19 protein-coding genes and 2 riboswitches are annotated in these 22,926 nt (G+C 32.0%); of the genes, 3 read left to right on the top strand and 16 right to left on the bottom strand.

The genetic code is table 11. From position 1 onward, the window contains the following. Positions 1–24: 24 nt before the first annotated feature. The 4 genes from ACWJKE_RS08205 to ACWJKE_RS08220 all read right to left on the bottom strand — a co-directional run bounded on the left by ACWJKE_RS08205 (position 25) and on the right by ACWJKE_RS08220 (position 6,940). Positions 25–1,803 (bottom strand): peptidoglycan D,D-transpeptidase FtsI family protein, encoded by a 1,779-nt coding sequence (locus ACWJKE_RS08205; RefSeq protein ID WP_216302903.1) that lies wholly within the window; start codon positions 1,801–1,803, stop codon positions 25–27. Positions 1,804–2,323: 520 nt separating this feature from the next. Further along, positions 2,324–3,316, bottom strand: coding sequence for an adenosine deaminase (gene add / locus ACWJKE_RS08210; RefSeq protein WP_216302904.1), 993 nt, complete (start codon positions 3,314–3,316; stop codon positions 2,324–2,326). A gap of 92 nt (positions 3,317–3,408) precedes the next feature. After that, a riboswitch (purine riboswitch) is annotated at positions 3,409–3,508 on the bottom strand. 68 nt (positions 3,509–3,576) lie between these two features. Beyond that, on the bottom strand, positions 3,577–4,587 hold the full coding sequence (locus tag ACWJKE_RS08215) for a lysostaphin resistance A-like protein (protein ID WP_462953131.1): 1,011 nt from the start codon (positions 4,585–4,587) through the stop codon (positions 3,577–3,579). Between the two features lie 241 nt (positions 4,588–4,828). Next, positions 4,829–6,940 (bottom strand): PAS domain S-box protein, encoded by a 2,112-nt coding sequence (locus ACWJKE_RS08220; RefSeq protein ID WP_462959324.1) that lies wholly within the window; start codon positions 6,938–6,940, stop codon positions 4,829–4,831. Between the two features lie 281 nt (positions 6,941–7,221). Here ACWJKE_RS08220 and ACWJKE_RS08225 point away from each other — a divergent pair, with 281 nt between their 5' ends. Next, on the top strand, positions 7,222–8,436 hold the full coding sequence (locus ACWJKE_RS08225) for an alanyl-tRNA editing protein (RefSeq protein ID WP_220286499.1): 1,215 nt from the start codon (positions 7,222–7,224) through the stop codon (positions 8,434–8,436). Positions 8,437–8,625: 189 nt separating this feature from the next. Here the strand turns inward: ACWJKE_RS08225 and ACWJKE_RS08230 are convergent, their stop codons facing one another. From ACWJKE_RS08230 to glpK, 5 genes are all read right to left on the bottom strand, one after another. After that, on the bottom strand, positions 8,626–9,999 hold the full coding sequence (locus tag ACWJKE_RS08230; RefSeq protein WP_220286500.1) for a C40 family peptidase: 1,374 nt from the start codon (positions 9,997–9,999) through the stop codon (positions 8,626–8,628). An 18-nt stretch (positions 10,000–10,017) separates the two neighbouring features. Next, positions 10,018–10,647 (bottom strand): thiamine phosphate synthase, encoded by a 630-nt coding sequence (gene thiE / locus ACWJKE_RS08235; protein WP_462959325.1) that lies wholly within the window; start codon positions 10,645–10,647, stop codon positions 10,018–10,020. Beyond that, positions 10,637–11,473: a hydroxyethylthiazole kinase gene (gene thiM / locus ACWJKE_RS08240; RefSeq protein WP_216302910.1), complete on the bottom strand. Its 837-nt coding sequence runs from the start codon at positions 11,471–11,473 to the stop codon at positions 10,637–10,639. Before thiM ends, thiE begins: the two co-directional genes overlap by 11 nt. Before the next feature lie 205 nt (positions 11,474–11,678). Beyond that, positions 11,679–12,503, bottom strand: a complete 825-nt coding sequence (gene thiD, locus ACWJKE_RS08245; protein WP_216302911.1) for a bifunctional hydroxymethylpyrimidine kinase/phosphomethylpyrimidine kinase — start codon at positions 12,501–12,503, stop codon at positions 11,679–11,681. Between the two features lie 146 nt (positions 12,504–12,649). Further along, positions 12,650–12,760: riboswitch (TPP riboswitch) on the bottom strand. A gap of 69 nt (positions 12,761–12,829) precedes the next feature. Further along, positions 12,830–14,320 carry a glycerol kinase GlpK gene (gene glpK, locus ACWJKE_RS08250; protein WP_216302912.1) on the bottom strand — a complete coding sequence of 497 codons (1,491 nt, stop codon included), beginning with the start codon at positions 14,318–14,320 and terminating at the stop codon, positions 12,830–12,832. Positions 14,321–14,643: 323 nt separating this feature from the next. On the opposite strand from glpK, the gene ACWJKE_RS08255 reads away from it, so the two are divergent. Beyond that, positions 14,644–15,003, top strand: coding sequence for a hypothetical protein (locus tag ACWJKE_RS08255; protein ID WP_216302913.1), 360 nt, complete (start codon positions 14,644–14,646; stop codon positions 15,001–15,003). Between the two features lie 119 nt (positions 15,004–15,122). On the opposite strand, the gene ACWJKE_RS08260 is transcribed toward ACWJKE_RS08255, so the two are convergent. After that, positions 15,123–15,410 (bottom strand): hypothetical protein, encoded by a 288-nt coding sequence (locus ACWJKE_RS08260; protein ID WP_216302914.1) that lies wholly within the window; start codon positions 15,408–15,410, stop codon positions 15,123–15,125. A 156-nt stretch (positions 15,411–15,566) separates the two neighbouring features. Continuing rightward, a complete protein-coding gene (locus tag ACWJKE_RS08265) occupies positions 15,567–16,166 on the bottom strand; it encodes a 50S ribosomal protein L25 (RefSeq protein ID WP_216302915.1) in 600 nt (199 codons plus the stop codon). Positions 16,167–16,717: 551 nt separating this feature from the next. Between ACWJKE_RS08265 and ACWJKE_RS08270 the strand changes: the two genes are divergently transcribed. After that, the gene (locus ACWJKE_RS08270; RefSeq protein WP_216302916.1) at positions 16,718–17,836 is read left to right on the top strand and encodes an AI-2E family transporter; all 1,119 of its coding nucleotides are present in this window, start codon (positions 16,718–16,720) and stop codon (positions 17,834–17,836) included. Position 17,837: 1 nt separating this feature from the next. Here the strand turns inward: ACWJKE_RS08270 and ACWJKE_RS08275 are convergent, their stop codons facing one another. From ACWJKE_RS08275 to ACWJKE_RS08295, 5 genes are all read right to left on the bottom strand, one after another. After that, positions 17,838–19,280, bottom strand: coding sequence for an MDR family MFS transporter (locus ACWJKE_RS08275; RefSeq protein ID WP_220286501.1), 1,443 nt, complete (start codon positions 19,278–19,280; stop codon positions 17,838–17,840). Between the two features lie 135 nt (positions 19,281–19,415). Continuing rightward, positions 19,416–19,781 (bottom strand): DUF956 family protein, encoded by a 366-nt coding sequence (locus ACWJKE_RS08280; RefSeq protein ID WP_216302918.1) that lies wholly within the window; start codon positions 19,779–19,781, stop codon positions 19,416–19,418. A gap of 244 nt (positions 19,782–20,025) precedes the next feature. Then, a complete protein-coding gene (locus ACWJKE_RS08285) occupies positions 20,026–20,937 on the bottom strand; it encodes a PTS system mannose/fructose/sorbose family transporter subunit IID (RefSeq protein ID WP_216302919.1) in 912 nt (303 codons plus the stop codon). A gap of 19 nt (positions 20,938–20,956) precedes the next feature. Then, positions 20,957–21,763, bottom strand: a complete 807-nt coding sequence (locus ACWJKE_RS08290; RefSeq protein WP_216302920.1) for a PTS mannose/fructose/sorbose transporter subunit IIC — start codon at positions 21,761–21,763, stop codon at positions 20,957–20,959. A gap of 43 nt (positions 21,764–21,806) precedes the next feature. Further along, positions 21,807–22,784 (bottom strand): mannose/fructose/sorbose PTS transporter subunit IIA, encoded by a 978-nt coding sequence (locus ACWJKE_RS08295; RefSeq protein ID WP_220286502.1) that lies wholly within the window; start codon positions 22,782–22,784, stop codon positions 21,807–21,809. Positions 22,785–22,926 lie beyond the last annotated feature (142 nt).

Here is a 22,926-nt window from a genome sequence, read left to right on the forward strand (position 1 = left end):
TCTGCTCTTTATTTTCATTTAGTATCAATTTGTATCACTCACATTATCCGTAGACATGTTAAGTATTCTAAACAACCCTGAAAATAACTTACGTGCTGCCGGTACTGCTGTCTGGGCAGCATAATATTTTTCCGGGTTTGGCTCTTCTATTGTAACTATCAATGTTACCTCTGGATTATTAGCAGGAGCCATACCTGCAAAGGATGCTACATATTTACCAGAACCGTAACCCCCTTCAGTACTGTTAACCTTATTTGCAGTTCCTGTCTTTCCAGCTATGCGGTACCCCTCCATATAGGTATCCTTTCCAGTTCCCTCCTTAACAGCCCTTTCCAAATACATTCTTAATTCAGCTGCTTTTTCTTTGCTGGTTATAACCTTTTCACCAAGATTATCATATTTTTTATCCACAACTTTTTTATCTTCCACCATATGTGATATCTCTTTCATAACATGGGGTCTTATCCATGTACCTCCATTAGCTATTGCATTGAATGCAGCGATATACTGCACTTGGCTAACCGCTACACCTTGACCATAGGCCATTGTAGCAAGATCAATAGGTTTAATACTATTTAAATCCTTTATTAATCCAGTACTTTCACCTGGCAAATCTATACCGGTTTTCTGTCCAAAGTTAGCCGCCTTTAAAAATTTATAAAAATTTTCCTCTCCAATTTTTTGTCCCAGGTTAACAAATCCAACATTATCGGAATTTTTTATTATATCTGAAAAAGTCTCAACCCCATGATTTTCTTTATTATCATTATACAATGTTGTACTTCCAACCTTAATGCTTCCATTACTTACAAATCGGTCCTGGTCCGTCACCACGTTATTTTCAAGTGCAGCAGCAGCTGTTATAACCTTGAAAATTGATCCTGGCTCAAACACATTACTGATAGCTCTATTCTTCCATATTTCCTGTACTTCACTATCTGTTTTCCCTTCTACATAAGGCTTATTTAGATTATATCCCGGTGTATTAACCATAGCCAAAATTTCACCATTTTGCGGATTCATAATTATTATGCTTACAGACTTTGCACTATTTTCATCCAATGTTTCTTTTGCTACTTTTTCAGCTAAATTTTGAATTTGTTCATCTATAGTTAATGTTAAATCCTTTCCATTTACAGGTTGAACCGTGGTTGCTTCTTTATAGGGCAATTCATTATTATTCCTATCCACTTCTGTCACTTTTACCCCGGGAATACCTGCTAATTCATTATTATAACTCTGTTCTACTCCACTTATTCCATTTCCCTCCAAATTGGTATGTCCGATAACCTGGGATAAAACGCTATCATTTGGATACATTCTCTCTACATCGTTTGAAATTATTATGCCATTATATTTTAAATCTTTAACCGCATCTGCACCCTTCTTATCAACCTTTCTCTTCAATGATACAAATTTAAGTAGCTTGCCATTGCCATCTTTGCTATCTAATATTTTTTCAAATTCGCTCTTTTTAACATCCAGTTTCTGCGACAATTGTTCAATGGCTTGTTCTTCAGGTATTTTTTTAACTTCTAAGTATCTTTTAAATACATTTAAATCAACATCAACCCTGTAAACATCTGCACTTAATGCCAATTTTGAACCGTTTCTGCTCAGAATCTCCCCCCTTTGGGGAGCTATTTTTATAGTTTTTGTCCAATTGTTTAATGCCAGCTGTTTATAATCTGGCCCATTAATAACCATTAAATAAACCATTCTACTCACAAGACCCATAAATGCTATGGAAAATAACATACCTGCAATAAAAATCCTTTTACTTCTCACCCTTTTTCTTTTCAATTTGCTCACCAACCTATTTAAATAATTTCTTCCGACGTTTACGCACTTCCCTCCTCTTTGTAAGTTACCAATATATTAGAATTTATTCTAACATTTATTCGCGTGAATTTTAGTTTAACATAAGTATATAGAAAATACCCAAGTATTATATTTTGTATAATATACAATTAAGGGATAAAAATAAATGTAAAATAATTCTAACACGTGTGAAAGTTAATTAATATTCGAAACTTATTTAAAAACAAAGAGTAGATTTCATCCCTAAATATGGGATGAAATCTGCTCTTTATTTAAAAAACTTAATTTGTAATCTAGTCTTCTATTTCGCTCATTTCTTTTTTTAATAAATCTATAGGATTGACATATCCTAGTGTTCCACACATCAAATTGCCCGCCCATATATTAAGTTCTACTAAATTTAGATTATCACTTGGTATGTATTTAACCTTATTTAAATAATATCACTTATAATAATATTATTCTACCAAATTTTTGATTAATATACTAGGGTATTAATCACTTAGATATATTTCCTTAACCATTCCTTTGTTTCTAAATCAGCAAATGCTGCATCAACACTATTAAGATAAATTTGTTTATATTCCTCAAACGTAATGTTAAATTCTCTTAATAATACATCGCATTCCTTAGTCATATTTGTGTCAGATACAGTTCTATTATCAGTATTGACGCTCACCCTTATTCCATCATTAAAAAAATCATAAATTGGGTGTTTTTCAAAAGTATCAATTGCTTTAGTCTGGATGTTACTTGTTGGACACATTTCAAGAGTAATTCCTTTATCTTTTACAATGTTATAGGCTTCAATGCAGTCTTTAATAAATACTCCATGACCTATCCTTTCTGCCCCCAAAAGTTCCACTGCTTCAAGGACATTTTTTCCTATTCCCGTTTCACCTGCATGGATAGTTACTCTATATCCATATTCTTTAGCTAAGGATATAGGTTCTATAAATTTTTCACAAAAGCCTTCTCCTTCAGATCCACATAAATCTATTGCAACTACACCTTTCAAGAGGTACTTTCTGCCAGCTTTTACAACCTCAAAGGCTTTATCAATAGACATAAATCTCATGCAGCAAAGTATTACATTTCCTTTTATATCATATTTCTCTTCTGCATATTTGATCCCAGATATTACACTCTCTATTACGTCTTCTACACTTAAACCCTTTGTTATATGAAGTAGTGGTGCAAATCTAACTTCAATATATTTTACATTTTCTTTTGCACAATCGCAAAGAAGTTCAAATGTAATTCTTCTTAAACTCTCCTTTGATTGCATTACTAAATTCGGAATTTCAAACCTTTTTAAATACTCATCAAGAGATTTACATTCTGCTGGGGCTGTAACTTCTTTTCTAATATTTTCAATATCATAGTAGGGAATACTTATACCCTCTTCTTTTGCTATATCAATTATTGTTCCCGGTCTTACACTTCCATCCAAATGACAATGTAAATCAATTTTAGGTAAATTTTTAAATTCCATATTGTCCTCCTTTTAATTTTAATGACATTTCAGCTCCACAGGAGATGATTTAATTAGCAAAAAATAAAAAATCCTGACCACAAAGAAGATAAACATAGTTATATCTTCTTCGTAATCAGGAATTATAGGTTCCTGGTAGAAACCCCCAAACCATATTATTGGGGTTATACGATTTAAAATTTGTATTTTTTATATTTTATCATAAAGAAAAAAATTGTCAAGCTGTAAATTCCCCGGTACTCATCTTCGCAGAAGATGCTTTAATACCTTAGAACAACCAGCACAGTCATAGAAATAAAATATATAACTAATGGAATATATTGTTTTTTATCTATATCTATAATTTCTTCTTTTCTTGCTATATATTTTCCTTCAATGTCCTTTTCTTCTTCAATGAGTTCTGATTCATATTTTCCCTCTTTATATTCTTTTAATTTTCTTAAGTTTATAAATAATATAGATCCTCCGATTAGTAAAAATATTGAAGCTCTAAGTAAAATTACAGTTAAACTAGCATCCATTGCATCAGTTGTCGCAACTGCTTGTACTTGTGTTTGATCTATCACACCATTCTTTATTCCATTATTCGCAAGCTTCATATAATTCATTACGACTTTACTTAAAATAAAAGATATTGCATTATTTACTGCATGAAGTGTCATACTCCCTACAAGCGATCCTGTATATTCCCTTACCTTTAATAGAACAAGTCCTAAAAACATTACGTAAATAATTTGCATTACATTACCATGAAAGGTTGCAAAGATTGCAGTTATTATAAAAAATTTAATTTTTTTATTTATCCCCTCATAAGCATCTAAGAAAATTCCTCTAAAAAATATTTCCTCAAAAAATGCTGGCACCAAAACTATCACCACTAACCCTAATAATGCTGAACTACTGTTTAGTAATTTAGATATTGCCATACTATCCTTTATTGCAATGGGAAATAACTTCATGCTTATCATATTAACGCCTATTGCAAAAATATAAGTACCGACTGATATAGACATAATTAAAAAAACTTGCTTTAGAGATATCTTCTTTATTACCATTACCTTATTAAAGCTTCTTTTAGTAATCCTGCAATATAATAAAGCAATTCCACCAAGTGCTATAACACTTGACCCTCCAGAAAGTAGAAGTGAGGTATCCCCGCTTATAGAACCCTGTAATCTAAATACCTTTATTGCTATTAAGGGTATTGAAATAAATAACAATAACGCTCCTAATAATAAACTATTCGCTAGTAGTATTCTTTTATCTTTCATAATTTTCTCCTTAAAACATAAGATTTTCTTCGAATTAATACTTTTTTAAGCACGGCATTAATTTCACTAAATACTAATACCCCAATATATATAATAAGCTAATCACCTAAAATAATCAAATTCTTAAATTCCACTATCTGTTACAGGATTTTCACTTAAAAAACCTACCTTGCAGGGTAGCTTATAAAAAAACCGTGCTATTTATAGCACGGTTTCCTGTGTTACTCTAAGGTAGTAGACATTAATATATATCTGAAAACTCAATCTTAATCTTTTCAATATTACTACTAACACTCAAATTATTATCAACAAAAACTCCCTCAATATCTAGTAACTTTTTTATAGGAAGTTCAAAACTAAATTTACTTCCTATATTAATCTCGCTTTCTAAAAACATTTTACCTCCATGCATTTCTACTAACGACTTAACTAAAGATAATCCTATGCCACTCCCTTCTCTATTTCTCGTAAGTGACTTATCAACTTGAATAAATCTTTCGAAAATGCATTGTTGCTTTTCTTTTTCTATTCCAATACCTGTATCCTTAACAGAGATTACAACACTATCTTTTTTTTCAAAAATATACACTAAAATATTTCCACCTGAATTCGTGAATTTTATTGCATTTGAAATGAGATTCAACATTATTCTTTCTATTTTATCTTTATCACAAGCTATTATTTTTTCTTCCATTTCTGTATCAAATAAAAGTGATATTCCTTTATTTGATACATACTCAGCTACAGACAAAGTTATTTCCTCTATAATACTAACAATATTACAATTACTTAAATGAATTTCAAAATATCCTGCATCTATTTTTGTTACATCTATTAAGTTGTCAGTCAATCTTATTAATCTATAACAGTTTTGTTTCATAGTTTTTAAATATTCCTTGCTTTTACCCTCATTTCCATTAAAGAGTTCCTTGAATTTAAGTTCCATAAGCTGGATAGTACCAGAAATAACATTGATCGGTGTTCTTAATTCATGAGATATATTCGCAAAAAAATCCGTCCTAAATCTATCATATTTTATTGCTTGATTTAAAAATCTTGTCTTTTCCTCATTTTCTTTCATTATCCCTTCATTTTCAAGTCGCTTAGTAATATCTCTTGATGACAATATTAAGGCTTTAACTTTATTATTATCATCTAATAATTTACTACCACAAATCTCTAACCATACAATATCTCCATTTGCATGCAAGCATCTACATTTGAATTTTTCATTTGTAGTTGAAGTAATTAGTTTTCTAATTTCCCTTAATACATTTTTCTTATCATCCCCGTAAACAAAATCAAAAACGTGCCTTTCAATGACATTATCTGTAGCATACCCAAGTATCGCCTTTTGAGCAGCTGTAATATATTTAATTCTACCATCAGTATCTGTTTTTATAATCATATCAGAAGTATTTTCAGTTATCTCCCTTAATAGTGTTTCACTCTCCCTTAGATTTCTCTCCATCTTTTTTCTTTTGTCAATATTGCGAGTCACTATTAAAACTGCTAGCTCCCCCTTATACTTAAAAGCAGCTGTGCCTAACTCAACATCAATAACAGACCCACCACTTGTAAGAAATTTCTCTTCAATAAATGGTGTCGTCATTCCGCCTTCATATATTATATTTATTCTACTCCTAGCAATATCAATGTAATCAAGATGAACAAACTCCATAATACTTCTTCCAATTATATCCTTAGAGTCCTTCACATCGAATAATCCTTCAGTTGCAGGATTAGCTAATACTATTTTCCCACCGCTGAGCACACATATAGCATCAGGAGATAATTCAAATAACTTTTTATATTCTTCTTCACTTTCAATTTTCTGAACTTTAGCCTCTTCTATACTTATTCTTTCCATAACAGCCGCAACCTGAAAGCAAATTAGCTTAAGCATTTTTAAATCCATATTACTATATTCAAGATTTTTCTCTATGTATATAATTTCTAATAACTCTTCCTTGTAAACCAATGGGTAAAAAACTTCAAAACCTTCACTACCTTTATTAATTACTTTTTCTTTTTTGCAATCACAGACTTCTTCTATAATGCCTCTAAATATATTAGAGGTGCCTCTAAATATATTAGAGGTGCCTTTAATATTTCTTTCATTATAAAAAATTGCTTCACCACACTGCTCTTTCCATTCTATTACTACTTCAAAATTTCTATTTACACACTCTAAAATTAATACCCTTTTAACTTTAAAATAACTATTTATTATATTAATTAACTTGCTATGCAAAGCATTTCTATCATTTTCAAATAACAAAACCTTTGATAACTCAATAACTTTATCAATATCTGTTTCTTGTAATACATTATCATTAACATATTCACTCATTTTAATTTCCCCTTTAAAAATCCATTGAAATGTCGTTAACTTTATAACTGAATTGACTTATTTTTAGAACATTCTCAAAATATTATATTCTACAAAATATAGTGTAAACCTTTTTTTTTCGGATTTTTTTTTGTATAATTTAGAATTTATTACTAATTTATGACAAAATCAAAGTAAAAACCCGGTATTATTTTGTAGCATAATATTTTTATGGTACAATTAGATTAAAAACACATCATGTATTCTATTGAAGCCTAGCTCGCAAAAGGAGATGCAAAACTTTGGAAAAGTTATATTACGAAAATCCATATCAAGCAGAATTTACAGCTGAAGTCATAAACGTAATCCAAAAAGAAAACAAGTATCACGTTGAACTTGACAAAACCTATTTTTACCCTGAAGGTGGTGGTCAACCAAGTGATACTGGATATATAAATGGTGCTGCTGTAACCTATGTGTATGAAGAAGATGAAAAAATTTATCATGTAGTTGCCGTGAACCCTTTAAAAATTCATAGGGTTAAATGCATCATAGACTTTGATAAACGGTTTGACTATATGCAACAGCATCTAGGGCAGCATATACTTTCTGCTGCTATTTCTGATCTATTTAATGCAACTACTATTGGGTTTCACCTTGGCACGGATTCTACAACTATTGATATTGATAAAGTTATTGGCAATAATGAAATTAAAATTGCCGAAAAAAAAGCTAACAAAATTGTATTAGACAATATTAAAGTAGAAGTACTATATCCAACTAACTCTGAACTAAAAAAATTATCGCTAAAAAAACTCCCAATAAAAGCTGGTGAAAAAGTAAGAATAGTTAAAATAGGTGATATTGATATAAACCCATGTTGTGGTCTACATCCTAGTTCAACTATTGAGGTTCAATTAATTAAGGTTACAAAATTTGAAAAGTATAAGACTGGAATAAGAATTGAATTTATATGTGGACAAAGGGCTGTTTCTGATTATGCCTTAAAACATGAATCCATGGAAAAAATGTCTAAACTTTTTTCCTGCAATAATGCTACAGTTTCGTCCGTTGTAGAACGACTTTCAGATGAACTTAATAAAGCACTTACTGAAAAAAGGGCCCTAAAGTCAGAGGTTGCGCAGTACGAAGTTCAAAATATGTTAGAGGCAGCCCCAAAAATAGAAGATATCAGGATGCTTAAATGCATTTATGATAATGGGGATTTAAAATATACTAATATGTTAGCAACAAAATTAGTATCCTCTCCAAAAGTTATAGTCTTATTTGGAGTAAAATCTCAAGATAAAGCAAATCTTTTATTTATGTGCTCTAAGGATTTGAATATAATTAGCATGAGCTCTATTTTAAAAGATGCCATAACTCTAATAGACGGCAAAGGTGGTGGAAGTGCCTTTTCAGCACAAGGTGGTGGTAAGAATAATAATAATTTAGATTCTGCGCTAGATTATGCATGGAGTAAAATCCACGCTGATATAATTTCTAGGAACAAATAATAGTGCAATCTATGAAGTTTCTCCTACGTGACTTGAAATAAGAGATTGAAACGTGAAATTTCATTAAGAAATTCTAATGTTTCTGCTCTTCTTATTTCAAAACACTATGGATAAACTTCATACTATATCGTATATCTATATTTATTGGAGGAGCTATTGCTTTTCGCTGGACCGAAATGGTCAGGCTAATTAATCCACATTAACAAAATCTCTAGCTCCGTATAATCCTTCAATATATGTTTTACCATCCTCTGATAATACTATACACAATGGAGAAACCATCACTTCGCGTACCTTATAATATTTTAAGCTCCCGTCCTGCTGTGGTTTATAAAAGCCTGAAAAATCATGAATAGCATAATATTGACCTTTTTCTTTACCTATATAAATCATTGTATGTCCATTCATAAATACTGACGTTCCAGGCTTCAATTTATTCAGCAACTTTTCTCTATCTCCCATAGTCATATTTTCCGGCATTTCATAGAAATTGCCCACTGCGAGTTTCCCCTGATCCTCGGAATTCCTAGGAAGCTTAATACCCATAGTTCTATAAACATCCATTATAAAACTTGCACAATCTCTAGAATTGAACATTCCACCCCATCCATATCTTTCGCCTAAAAATTTAAAGGCATTAACTATGATATTTTTTCTGGTATAAGGTAAGTACCCTAATGAGATATCTTCATTTTTTGCAATCAGAGCTTTTTTGAATTCTACATTTCCCTTATTATCTCTGGTTGGAAGCTTAACCACATAATTACCTGCGGAATTTTGACCATAAATATCCCCTTCTATTTCCTTAATATCTGCAAGTGGTATTTTAATTCCCATGTCAAATTTCACTTCTGATAATTGCTCATTTAATGGGTTATAATTTGTAAATACTCTTTTCCCTGTAGTTACTAAGAAATTTTCTGTTTTAAGATAATCAAAAATTTCTTCTTTACTAGATATTGCCACATCTTTTTCGGGTATCCATGCTAAATAATTATACATCTGTGCAAAATACCACTTTTTATCCACACTTGATAGCAGAATTACAATTGGTTCAACAGGATAAACAGCTGTCTCCTGAAATCTGTCAAATTCATAGTTATCTCCAGTTTTAAATATTTTATCATAGGTTGGGAATGTCCTCATCACAGTCTTTCTAATGGTTATTGCATATTTGATATCCAATAAGTCCATTAATTTTTCAATATTGCAATTCTTTATTAACTTATTATAATATTCTTGAACTACTAATTTCCCATCCTCATGGAATCTTTCAGATTTTGGCATAGAACTAATAGTATTTATCTTGTTTATTAATTCTTGCATGCTAAAGGATTCTTCGTAATTTTCTAAGTTCACAATTGATCCAACAGTTGTTAAACTACTCTTGTTGTATGCTTCAATCTCCTGTACATTCATAATATCTTTATTCATGCCACTCAATTTTGTCCAATAGTTCATGCAAAGCATTTTTTCCTTTAATCCTGGAATATTTGAATAGATTACCTTATCTACCTCGTTTCCAGATAGGTTCTTTTCGAATCCAGTCGGCTTGATAAACATTATAAATCCCCCCCACTATTATTTCTGCTTTATGGAAGAACATAGCCTTTCTGCTGATGACCTTACAGATTTTTTCCCAAGAATATCTGAAACAACAGCTATTCCATCAATATTTGCTATCTTTAATAAATTTACATTTTTTTCATTAATTCCACCAATAGCAACTACAGGGATAGAAATTTTTTCTTTTATTTCTTTTAAACATAATACTGAAACTGCACTTGCATTATCTTTAGTAGTTGTAGGAAACATCGCCCCAACACCCACATAATCTGCTCCTTGTTTTTCTGCCCTTTGTGCTTCCTTAAGTGTTGCAGTAGAAACCCCTAGTATCTTATTATCTCCTATTATACTTCTCGCGATAGTCGCTGGCATATCACTTTGACCTATGTGTACCCCCGCTGCATCTATGGCCTGTGCAATATCAATTCTATCGTTTATTATTAGGGGAATCTTATATTTATCTGTAATAATTTTTATTTTCACTGCAATATTATAAAACTCTAAAGTACTTAATCTCTTTTCTCTAAGCTGGACTAATGTAACCCCGCCTTTTATTGCTTCCTCCACCGCTGCAAATATATCTAAATCCACTAACACATCTCTATCTGTAACGAGATAAAGGCTATAATTTACATTATTCTTCATTTATTTTACTCCTTTCCATTATTAGAGCTTCAGATAAACTGTAAATAGCATCTAGCATTTTCACTTTAAATGTTCCTGATCCTTCGCTATTTTTATCTAAGCTTTCATAAGCTGTTTCTCCTGCAATACCCATTGAAACAATTCCTGCGAGTGCTGCTATTAAATTATTATCTCCAGCGCCTAAATAACAACCAATAACGGAAGTACACATACATCCTGTACCTGTAACCCTAGACATTATTTTATGACCGTTAGATGCGGTGTAAAGAGTCTTACCATCTGATATAATGTCTACAGCACCTGTTATAACTACTACCGTATTAAATTTAACAGCAAAATTCCTTGCCATTTCTTTCTCTCTTGTAAATTCATTACTATCTACAGAAAAACTCTCACTAGCATCTACACCTCTTGTTATAGTTTTAATACCATAAATTGTTTTTATTTCAGATAAATTCCCTCTAATAACTGCTAATTTCACTTCATTTATAATTCTTTTGCAAGTTTCTGTTCTATAAGTTGTTGCACCTACTCCGACAGGATCTAAGATAACAGGTATGTTTAATTCATTTGCCATCTTTCCTGCCTCAATCATAGCCTCTATAATTACACTATTTAATGTTCCTATATTTATAACAAGTGAAGATGCAAGTGATACCATCTCGCGAACTTCATGAATATCCTCCGCCATAACCGGTGACCCACCTATTGCTAGTGTAATATTGGCACAATCATTAACGGTAACATAATTTGTTATTTGGTGCACCAATGGGGTTTTTTCTCTTAAATTGTTTAGTAATTTAATTATTTTCTTATTAATTTCCATTTTGACATCATCCTCCAAATTATTGTTTATATAAATCCTGTAATAATCATAACGGGCATTGTAGCTCCAAGTAATAAATAACGTTTTATAAAGTAATATCTACTGCTATAAATATGATACATACTAATACATTATTTACTCCCCTTAAACTTTGTGTTATTAAGTTTACAGAACTCGCTGCTAAAAATCCAGTTTTTCACTATCCTTAATCATTTGCCATCCCTGCTTTTTTATATAATTCGTAGAAATGATTTGTAGGTCCCACCCCATGCCCAATATCTAAAGAATGCTTTATAGCAGTTGTTATATACTGCTTTGAATTTTTTATTGAATCCTTCATGCTATAGCCAAGCGCCAAATTTGCAGCTATGGCTGAAGACAAAGTACATCCAGTTCCATGAGTATTTTTTGTATTTATTCTCTCAGACGTAAAATGTGTAATTTCACTTCCATCATAAAACACATCTACGGCTTCCCCCTGCATATGTCCTCCCTTTAAAAGCACATTTTTGCATCCTAGCTTGTACATTTCTTTTGCTGCACTTTCCATATCTACTACTGTTTCAATGCTCGTAATATCTGAATTTACTTCTTTTAAAATTTCTTCAGCCTCTGGGACATTAGGTGTAATAATTGACGCTAGTGGAATTAATTTTTTAACCAAAGCCGTTTTTGACTCTGGCTTTAACAGTGAATAACCGCTTTTTGAGATCATTACGGGATCGAGTACTACGTTTTTAGGCTTGTATTGTTTTAATTTCTCACTTATCACATCAATAGTTGAGATCACAGAAACCATACCAATTTTAACCGCATCTACAACTATGTCTGTAAAAATAGCATCAATTTGTGCCTTGATGATTTCTTCGCCCAAGTCTTGCACTGCAAAAACCCCCATAGTATTTTGTGCTGTTATCGCTGTAATTACACTCATCCCGTATACGCCACTCGCACTTAAGCTTTTTAAATCTGCCTGTACACCTGCTCCTCCTGAGCTGTCAGAACCTGCTATAGTTAAAACTTTTTTCATATCAATTCCCTCCTAAAATAATTATTTTTTAAATGTTAAATCATCACCTGCGGCACTATTCATCCATTTTATTTATAAAACAAAAAACACAAACCCATAGGATTCGTGTTTAAATTATCTTGATATATAAAAATATATACATATATAATACACCAATAAACAACTTCCTACGCTGGCATTATCCAGATCAGGTTATAGGGTCAAAGAATTAAAGTTCTTTCTCTCAGTTGGCCTATCCAACTCCCCTGTGTTAGGTTATTCTTTTATATTTCATATGTTAATAATAGCATAACAAATTATTATTAACAATTAATATTTCGTTACTACTATTCAAGTTTTATGCCTGATCTTTTAACAGCTATATGCCATCCATGAAGTAATTCTTTTCTTTTTTCTTCTGTCATACTAGGTTTGAAACTTCTTGATATTGCCCAATGCTTTGCTACTTCATCTTTGCTCTTCCAATATCCTACTGCTAGCCCTGCAAGATAAGCCGCACCGAGTGCTGTAGTTTCAGTAACCTCTGGTCTGTCTACTTGAACGTTTAAAATATCAGATTGAAACTGCATTAAGAAATTGTTATTGCAAGCTCCTCCATCTACTTTAAGTTCTGTAAGTATAATTCCAGAATCTTCTTGCATTGCTTTTAAAACATCATGTGTTTGGTAAGCAAGCGCTTCGAGAGTTGCTCTTATTAAATGTTCTTTCTTTGCTCCTCTTGTAAGACCTACAATTGTTCCTCTTGCATAAGGATCCCAATATGGTGCTCCAAGTCCAACAAAAGCCGGAACTACATATACTCCATTTGTATCTTCTACCGCATTAGCATATTCTTCGCAATCAGCAGCATTGTCAATCATGCGTAGCTCATCTCTTAACCATTGTATAGCTGCTCCAGCTATAAATACACTACCCTCAAGAGCATACTCTACTTTTCCATCTATTCCCCAAGCAATCGTTGTAAGTAATCCCTGTTTAGATTGAATTGCTTTGTCTCCTGTATTCATAAGCATGAAGCAGCCTGTCCCATATGTGTTTTTAGCTGTTCCTGGTGAATAGCAAGTTTGTCCAAATAATGCCGCTTGTTGGTCTCCAGCCGCTCCAGCAATTGGAATTTCCCCTCCAAACAATGAAATATCGGTGTTGCCATATACACAACTTGAAGGTTTTACTTCTGGGAGCATTGATTTTGGTATGTTCAATGTTTCTAAAATTTCGTCATCCCATGTAAGTTCATGAATATTAAATAGCATTGTTCTTGAAGCATTAGAATAGTCTGTTACATATGTTTTTCCTTTTGTTAAATTCCAAATTAACCAAGTATCTATATTGCCAAACAATAAATTTCCTGCTTCAGCTTCTGCTCTAGCGCCTTCTACATTGTCCAATATCCATTTTATTTTTGTTCCAGAAAAATAAGCGTCTAAAATCAATCCCGTTTTAGCTCTAACAATTTTATCAAATCCTTTTTGTGTTAATTCATCACAAGTCTCTGCAGTTCTTCTACATTGCCATACAATTGCATTGTATACCGGAACTCCCGTTCGTCTATCCCAAACTACAGTAGTTTCTCTTTGATTTGTAATACCTATTGCTGCTATATCAGACGCCGTAGCATTAACTTCAGCCATCGCTTCTGTTGCAACGCTAATTTGACTTGACCATATCTCCATTGGGTCATGTTCTACCCACCCTCCTTTTGGGAAAATCTGAGTAAATTCTTTTTGAGCGGACGTTACAATAAGTCCCCTTTCATTGAATAGAATACACCTTGAACTGGTTGTACCTTGATCAAGTGCCATTATATATTTAGCCATTTTAGCAAAACTCCTTTTTGAAATTAGTCTTATTGAATCGTTTACACATTAATAAATAAAAAAATACGTTAAAATATCATTATATTTAGTATAACTGATTATTATATTTATTGCAATATAACTTATAAACTTCACTATTTAGATTTATTTTTTAAATATCACATCGTCGCTGCTACAATATATAATAAGATCTTAAAATTTTTACAATCCTAAAATTTCAAGTAAAAATTCTCAATATTTTCATCTATATTTTAAGATAAAATGGGTAAACTATATACTGTACTTGATTAGTGTAATTTTTATATTAGAAGGGAGAGATACTTATGAATAACAATTTAGAAGAAACAAAAGAATTAAATAAACAATCAGCAGCTAATGGAGGTTCAAGCTCTTACTCAAATGCTGGTATGTCTAGTAGCACTAGTGCTTCCACTCTACAAGAAACAATTCAATTAAATAATGAATCAGCTTCAAATAAAGGTACTAGTGGTGTTTCAAATTCTGCTATGTCAAATATGTCTAGCAGCACTAGTGACTCTACTTTAGCAGAAACAAAACAATTAAATAGTCAATCAAGTGCTGGTATGTCTAATATGAGTAGTAGCAATAGTGATGCTGCTTTAGAAGAGACAAAAAAGCTAAATAATCAATCCTATGCAAATAAAGGTACTAGTTCAAAATAAACTTTTATTTATATGTTCTTTAGATTCCATTTAATAATTTTTCGATGATATGATACTTTTTAAAGGAAGCCATTTAATTAAATGGCTTCCTTTAATATTTATTTTATTGTTATAATAACCTATTCTTCTATATAAGTAATATTACCATCAAAAATGTAATTCAAAGAAGTTTTTGTACCTTCTAGTGCATACATCATTTTTTCAATTACCACTTGTTCTTCTTTGCTAGTTGTTATAGAAAGTTTATCTACTTCATTAACTTCAGACTTTAGTTCAAATTCATATATAAAATCGTTTATTAGTCTTATCCACTCGGATGTGTCATTAGAACCTATATTTTCTCTCTTTCCGAAATCTTTTAATGTTCTATCTAATTGTTTTTTTGAATATCTCAATATATTTGCCATTCTTTAGCCTCCTAATTTTACTCACAATAATAAGTATCTATTTGCTTATATTCTTTTTCTTACCTCATCATCAAAACATTTTAAATTTTATCCATAATAGATAAAAGGATGAACTTTTCATGTTCATCCTTTTATTATTATATAATTACTATTTTATTATTTAGCTTCAGTTTCAGCAACAACTGCTTCAGCTGTAACTTCTTCAGTCACTTCTTCTTTCATTTGTGCTATAGCTGCGTAAATTTGATTTTCATCATCAGTAACTTTTATTTGATTATTTAAATCAAAGTCCTTTATTGTAATTGTATCTCCAAGTATTTTTTGTGATATATCAATACTTATTCCATCAGGTAATATACCCATGCTTCCAACAACATCTATCTCAGCTTTATAAATCTTCAACTCAAGTAGATTGGCTGCTACATTCTCTTCTCCCTTGAAAGAAATAGGTAATTGCATTTTTATTTCACGATCTTTAGAAACAAGTTGTACGTCTATGTGATTAATTTTTGCTGTTACAGGATGTCTTTGAATTTCTTTTATAAATCCAAATTTTTTATCTTCTCCGTATTTAATCCATATTTTAGCATTAGAACCATGTTTTTTAAGAATCTTTATTAATTCAACGTCTTGAACCTTTATTGAAGTTGCTTCCTTAACGCCATCGCCATACATTACACCTGCAATAAAACCTTCCTCTACAAATCTTTTATTTGTTGGAATTCTTTCAAATGCATCTAAAATCATTTCTTCCATAATAATTCGCTCCTCTTGGCTTATAAAGCCTTTCTGTTTATTATTTTATGTACATATGTTACCACTAATAATTTTCACTAAAATTTGTGTTGAACTTTAAAATGATATGATTTTTTTAACTACAAGTATCTGAAAATTCAATGTATATAATTACAAACATTAAAAGACAACATGAATTACCCTGCTGTCTTTCATGTTTTCATAAATATATTTATTGAATTTCCATGTTATATCCATTATTTATACAAATAAATAAAAAAATCAGCATCACTACCTAAAAGATAACATTAGTATTTAAATATAACTATATTATAGCACATTATTGCACATGTTTGCAAACAGAAATTGTAAGGTGTGTTACCTATTTCTGTAACCTACTATTATTACGCAATATGTCGTTAATTTTTTTAAAAATGAATATTAATAAATTGTTTTAAGAATGATATAATTAAATAAGCTACAATCATCTTCTTCTAATCTACAATATTACAATTACATAATACTACATTGATCTTATAACAAGCGGCTAAATATTGACTGGAGGAATTGCATTGATTAAATATAAAAAGATACCATATATACAGCTTGTCCCTATTATTATAATTGCCCTTCTACTTTATAGAATAGTAAACAACGTTGAAAATATAGGTTCAATATTAAATAATTTTTTTTCTTTACTTACTTATTTTATTTGGGGTTTCGTCATAGCTTATTTACTTAACCCGCTTATGGTGTTTATTGAAAAGAGAACAAAAATGAAAAGGATTTATAGTATATGCATAATTTACACATTATTTATAGGCATAATAATTTTTATAATCACTTTAGTTACTCCTAATATTATTAAAAGCTCCGTTGATTTATTTAATAATATCCCTCACTTTGCAAATAAAGCGTATAAATGGTCTACCAATTTTTTATCTAAAAATGAACTACTAAACAAATTTGATGCTACTTCTTACTTAGATAGTTACCTTAGTTCTTTTAATAAGGATGTATCTGCATATTTTAGCCCCGGTTTTCAACTTATAATTGATTACCTAATGGGTTTGGGTTCTTTTTTTATGAAATTAATGTCTGGAATCGTAATTTCAATTTACTTCTTGATTGATAAAGAATCTATTATTTTTAATCTTAAAAAATTTGTTTATTCTGTTTTAAATGAAACAGTTGCTATTAAAATAATTGATTTTTTTAAGATAGTTAACACTACTTTTAAGAAATATTTTGTTGGGAAAATGATTGACTCTATTATTTTTGGTATTATTACTTTTATAGGATTTACGATATTAAAAATACCTTACGCTTTACCTTTTAGTTTAGTAATAGGTGTAACAAATATGATCCCTTATTTTGGAAATATTATAGGGATGATTCCCGCTGTTATAATAACAATATTCTTTAGCCCAATGAAATGTGTTCAGTTGGTACTATTTATTACAACCTTAAGTAATATTGATGGGTGGTTCATATCTCCAAAGATTATTGGAGATAAGGTTGGGATTAGTCCACTACTTATAATACTAGGAATTGTTCTTGGGGGAGGTTTTTTTGGTGTTTTAGGAATGTTACTTGGAGTTCCCACTATAGCCTTAATAAAGACCCTACTAGAAAATTTTATGAATAAACAAATTAATGATAAACAAATTGAAGAAAAATTAATTAAATAACTTATTGTTCACATGAATTATTTTTTAATTTTGAGTCAAATATAAAAGAAAGTGCCAATGATGCTAAAGCAATTATGATAAATATTATAAATACTTCATGAAGCCCTGAATTTAAAGCTTGCTTTATCTGCTGCAAACTTACTCCACTACTCAAAGTTGCCTTGGAATACAAATTGTTAGGTTCTATTCCCTTTCTTCCTATATTATTGAAATATTTAATTATATTCATATTTAATATAATTCCAAAAACACTTACGCCTATAGTTTGACCTAGTGTACGCACCAGGGAATTCGCTGCTGTAGCTGCGCCTCTTTTGTTATATCCCACTGACTCTTGTACCATTATTGTTAATGTAGTAAAAGCTCCTCCAAATCCAAATCCCATAATGAACCCATAAACTATAACTGATACTAATAGAGATTCACTACTTAAAGTAGACAAAAACACACAACTAATAAGCAAAATTAGAGTAGATACGCCAATCACTATTCTTCCACCATATTTAGGGATAGCTTTAGACAAAACAAATGAAGATAAGAACCAAGCAATAGACATAGGTGCCATAGACACTCCAGCAACTGTAGGACTAAATCCTAAAACATTTTGCATATATATAGGTAAATAAACCTCTATTCCTATTAAAATCCCTGCGGCTAAAAATGTTATTATATTTACAATGGTGCTACTTTTTGTGAAAATTTCAAAAGGTATAATAGGCTCATCCGCTCTTTTTTCCACATAATAAAACACAATCATCACTGCAATTGTAACTACTAAAGCTATTATAATATTATTTCTTCCACCTGCTAAGCTACCCAGTAAAAACGTTATAATTGCAACTGAAAATAATAAAGCACCTACATAATCTATCTTATGTTTCTTTTTCTCAAAAGTTTCAATTAGATTTCTTTGTAAAATCACTATAGATATTATTCCAAAAGGTAGGTTTATAAAGAAAATCCAATGCCATGAGAAATTGTCTATTAAAAACCCCCCTAAAAAAGGACCAGCTAAACTTGCTATCCCCCATACTGTACTTAACCATCCTTGGATCTTTGGCCTTTCTTCAACAGTAAAAATGTCACCCAATATAGTATAAGTAACTGTAAATATTGCTCCTGCTCCCATTCCTTGAACTGCACGAAAAGCTATAAGCTGATACATGTTTTGTGATAACCCACAAAGACAGCTCCCAACTAAAAAAATTATTATTCCAATAGAAAGAATGTTTTTTCTTCCATATAAATCAGCTAATTTTCCGTATATTGGTGTAGAAATGGCTGTTGTCAATAAATAAGCAGAAAAAACCCAACTTATAAGTTCAAACCCATTTAGCTCTTTAACTATTGTTGGTATCGCAGTAGTCACAACTGTTCCCTCTACAGCTGCAAGGAACATTGACACCATTAATGCAATGACTATACTTCTTTTTTTTGATTTCATCCTTTGTTACACTTCCTTTAATGTGATGATTATCATCTATATTTAACCTAAAGTACAAATAAACGACAAATATCATTTTACCATTAATTATAAATATCTGCACAGTAAATTAAAAACTGCCAATTAGTTAAATCATCACCTGCGGTGCTGCACCGCTCGTTTGAGCACATCAAAAAAACTTAACGAATTAACCATATGATTTGGCTCAACATATTTTCGAACAGCACGAAGCACTTTTTTTGCTTCTTTAGAAGAAAAAGTATAGGTAACATCTTTCTTCGTTTGGATTGCATATCGAGGAATCCACTTTCCTTTTAGCAATACGGACGCAATGACATAGTCAACCTCTTCCCAAGGAATTTGAATATATTTGCGAGAATCACGAGAATTATAAAACTCAAAACCTTTGTCGCCGATCATAATTTTCCCATAATCTGCAAACCCCGTAAAAGCTGTTGCATCAATTACTAGATCCACCTTTGTATTTAGTGATTGAACCATACGATCTACCTCTTTTCTATTTATACACACATTTGTTTCTATTAATTAATAAATCATTGTACAATGATTGTTGACTATAGTATATAATATACATTCTGAAGATGAAATAATCAAGTTCCGCAAAGCTCAACCGTCAAAAACAGTTTTACTAGACATAAAATTAAATCATCTCCTGGGTCGCTGCAATATTAACATAGAAAGTAATAAAAAAACCCAGGCCAAAAGCCCAGGTTGGGTAAAAATATTACATTAAACCGATTAAGTGGAAAACAATCCCGACTGCGAACAGCCCAAAAATAATTGTAATTGGAGATACTTTCTTCTTAAGCAACCACATACAAAGTAATGTCAATCCTAATCCTGCAATTCCAGGAATCAAAGAATCCAAGTTATTTTGCAATGTTGTAACCTTAACATCAGTTAATGACAAGCCACCCGATTGTTGCAACATAGCTTGTTTAATACCTTCCGCTCCTGCAGGAAGGCTGCTCCAATCAATAAAGGCACCCTTAGCTAACTTAACGGCTGATACAGTGGGTGCAAATACAACAGATACCCATCGGTTAACTAATGATCCCAAAATGAACATACCAAGGATGGATGCTCCTTTTGTAACATCTTGTAGTAAATTACCTGATAAATCATCGGTAATACGAGAGCCTGCTTTGTAACCAAACTCTTGTGTATACCACATAAATGACATACGGATGATATTCCAAGCGAAGAAAAAGATAATTGGTCCAAGGATGTTACCACTCATAGCAAGAGAAGCCGCTAATGCCCCTAAAATTGGCCTAACAGTAAACCAGAAAACTGGATCTCCGATACCAGCTAAAGGTCCCATCATACCAACTTTAACACCTTGAATAGTTATGTCATCGATTGGTAGACCATTCGCACGGTCTTCCTCTAAGGCTAATGTTACACCAATGACTGGTGAAGCTACATATGGGTGAGTGTTAAAGAACTCCAAGTGACGTTTCAATGCAGCTGCACGATCTTCTTTAGTCTTATATAATTTTTTAATTGCGGGAATCAATGCGTATGCCCAACCACCGTTTTGCATTCTTTCATAGTTCCAAGACCCTTGAAGGAAAAATGAACGGAACCAAACAGAAATACGATCTTTTTTTGTTAATTTTAATTTATTTGCCATTTTCATGTTCTCTCCCTTCTTAGTAAGTGTCAATAATATCACCTAATGGATCACCAGTATTTGAGCTTCCACCATTACCTGAGCCGCCTTGTTTAGTAAGCTTTAAGTAAATAAGAGCCACACATACACCGATTGCCCCTAGTCCGATAAGTGTAATTTCTGAAATAGTTGCTAACACAAAACCAATTCCAAAGAATGGCCATACTTCTTTAGTAGCCATCATGTTGATTACCATTGCATAACCAACAGCTACGACCATTCCACCACCAATTGCTAAACCACCTGTTAACCAAGTAGGCATAGCTTCAAGTACTGAACGAATCGGACCAGCACCAACTGCTAAGATCAAGACTGCTGGAATTGCAATACGTACACCCTGCATACAAATAGCAATGATATGCCACATTTCAACTTTTCTGATATTTCCTTGTTTAGCAGCAGCATCCATGAAATGTACAAACACTGTAGCGATGGTACGACAAATAATTGTTAATAATAGCCCTGCAACTGCTAGCGGAACAGCAATAGCGTAAGCTGCTGGAACCCCTGCTGTACCTTGGCCACCAAGAACTAGAATAATTGCAGATGCAACAGATGCAAGCGCTGTATCTGGTGCTACGGCAGCACCGATATTTGCCCAACCTAAAGCAATCATTTGAAGAGTACCACCTAAGATTAGGCATGGCACTAAGTTACCTGTAACTAAGCCGATTAACGTACACGCAATTACTGGTTGGTGGAATTGAAATTCATCCAAGATACCTTCCATACCAGCTATAAATGCCACGATAACGACTAATATCATTTGGACAATATTTATATCCATGATTATTAATCCCCCTTTTTCATTTAAATAGTTAAATTATAAATTATTTCAGTTTATTTAATTCCACTTGTGCTTTTTTGAGGATTTCGTCCATATTTCCTTTTGAATCATTTGGAACTTTACGAACATCAAAATCCAGTCCATCTTCTTTAAGCTTATTGAAGGTATCAATATCTTCTTGATTGAAAGCAAGTACTTTGTTTGGTTGAACTTTACCCAGAGAGTGAGCCATAGAGCCAACATTGATTGTCTTCAAAGGTACTCCCCCTTCTACCGCTCTAAGTACATCTTGCGAGTTTTCAAAAAGAAGCAATGCACGTTGTCCGCCAAAATGTTGATCATTTTTTGCAAGTTTAATCATTTGATTAATTGGAACAACATGAGCTTTAACACCCGGAGGAGCAGCCTGTTGGATCAATTTCCTACGAAGCTCATCTTTGGCTACCGCATCTGACACGACAATAATTCGGGTCGGTTGCACAGCTTTTGTCCAAGCAGTCGCTACTTGTCCATGAAGTAAACGAGAGTCAATACGAGCTAAAACATATTCGAATGATCCAGGTGCACCTACACTCGATTGATCCGCCGAAGTTGCAGAAGATTTACCATTATCTTCTGGTTCTAATTCTTCAGGCTTAACTTTAACTCCTTCTTTAGCTGCTTTTAAAATATAAGCCGCCATTTCCTGTGCGGATTCCATTGAAGAACGTGAAGCATAAGCTTCAATCACCATTGGTAGATTCATACCAGCTACGATTGCCCATTTATCTTTGTGTTCTTCAAATAGACTATTTGCTTGGTTGAATGGTGTACCGCCCCAAAGATCAACTAAGAATAAAACCTCATCTTGGTTGTCAAAGGATGCGATTGCATCTTTCATTTTTGCTTTAACATCATCTGGGCCTTCACTAGACATCAACGTAACAGCTTGTACATTTTCTTGTTCTCCGAAAATCATCGCACCAGATTGCAAGATGCCTTTAGCAAATTCTCCGTGACTAGCAAGAATAATTCCTACCATCTTTTATACCTCCAATTTTTTATTTATTACAGTAAAATTTATATAAAAGTTTTGAAAAACCTGTAACCAAAATTAATAATTATGATATATTTAAATAATTTACGAATTGTAATGACATTTGATTTCACTCCAGGTGGAGATG

Source organism: Clostridium sp. CM036 (assembly GCF_055081135.1).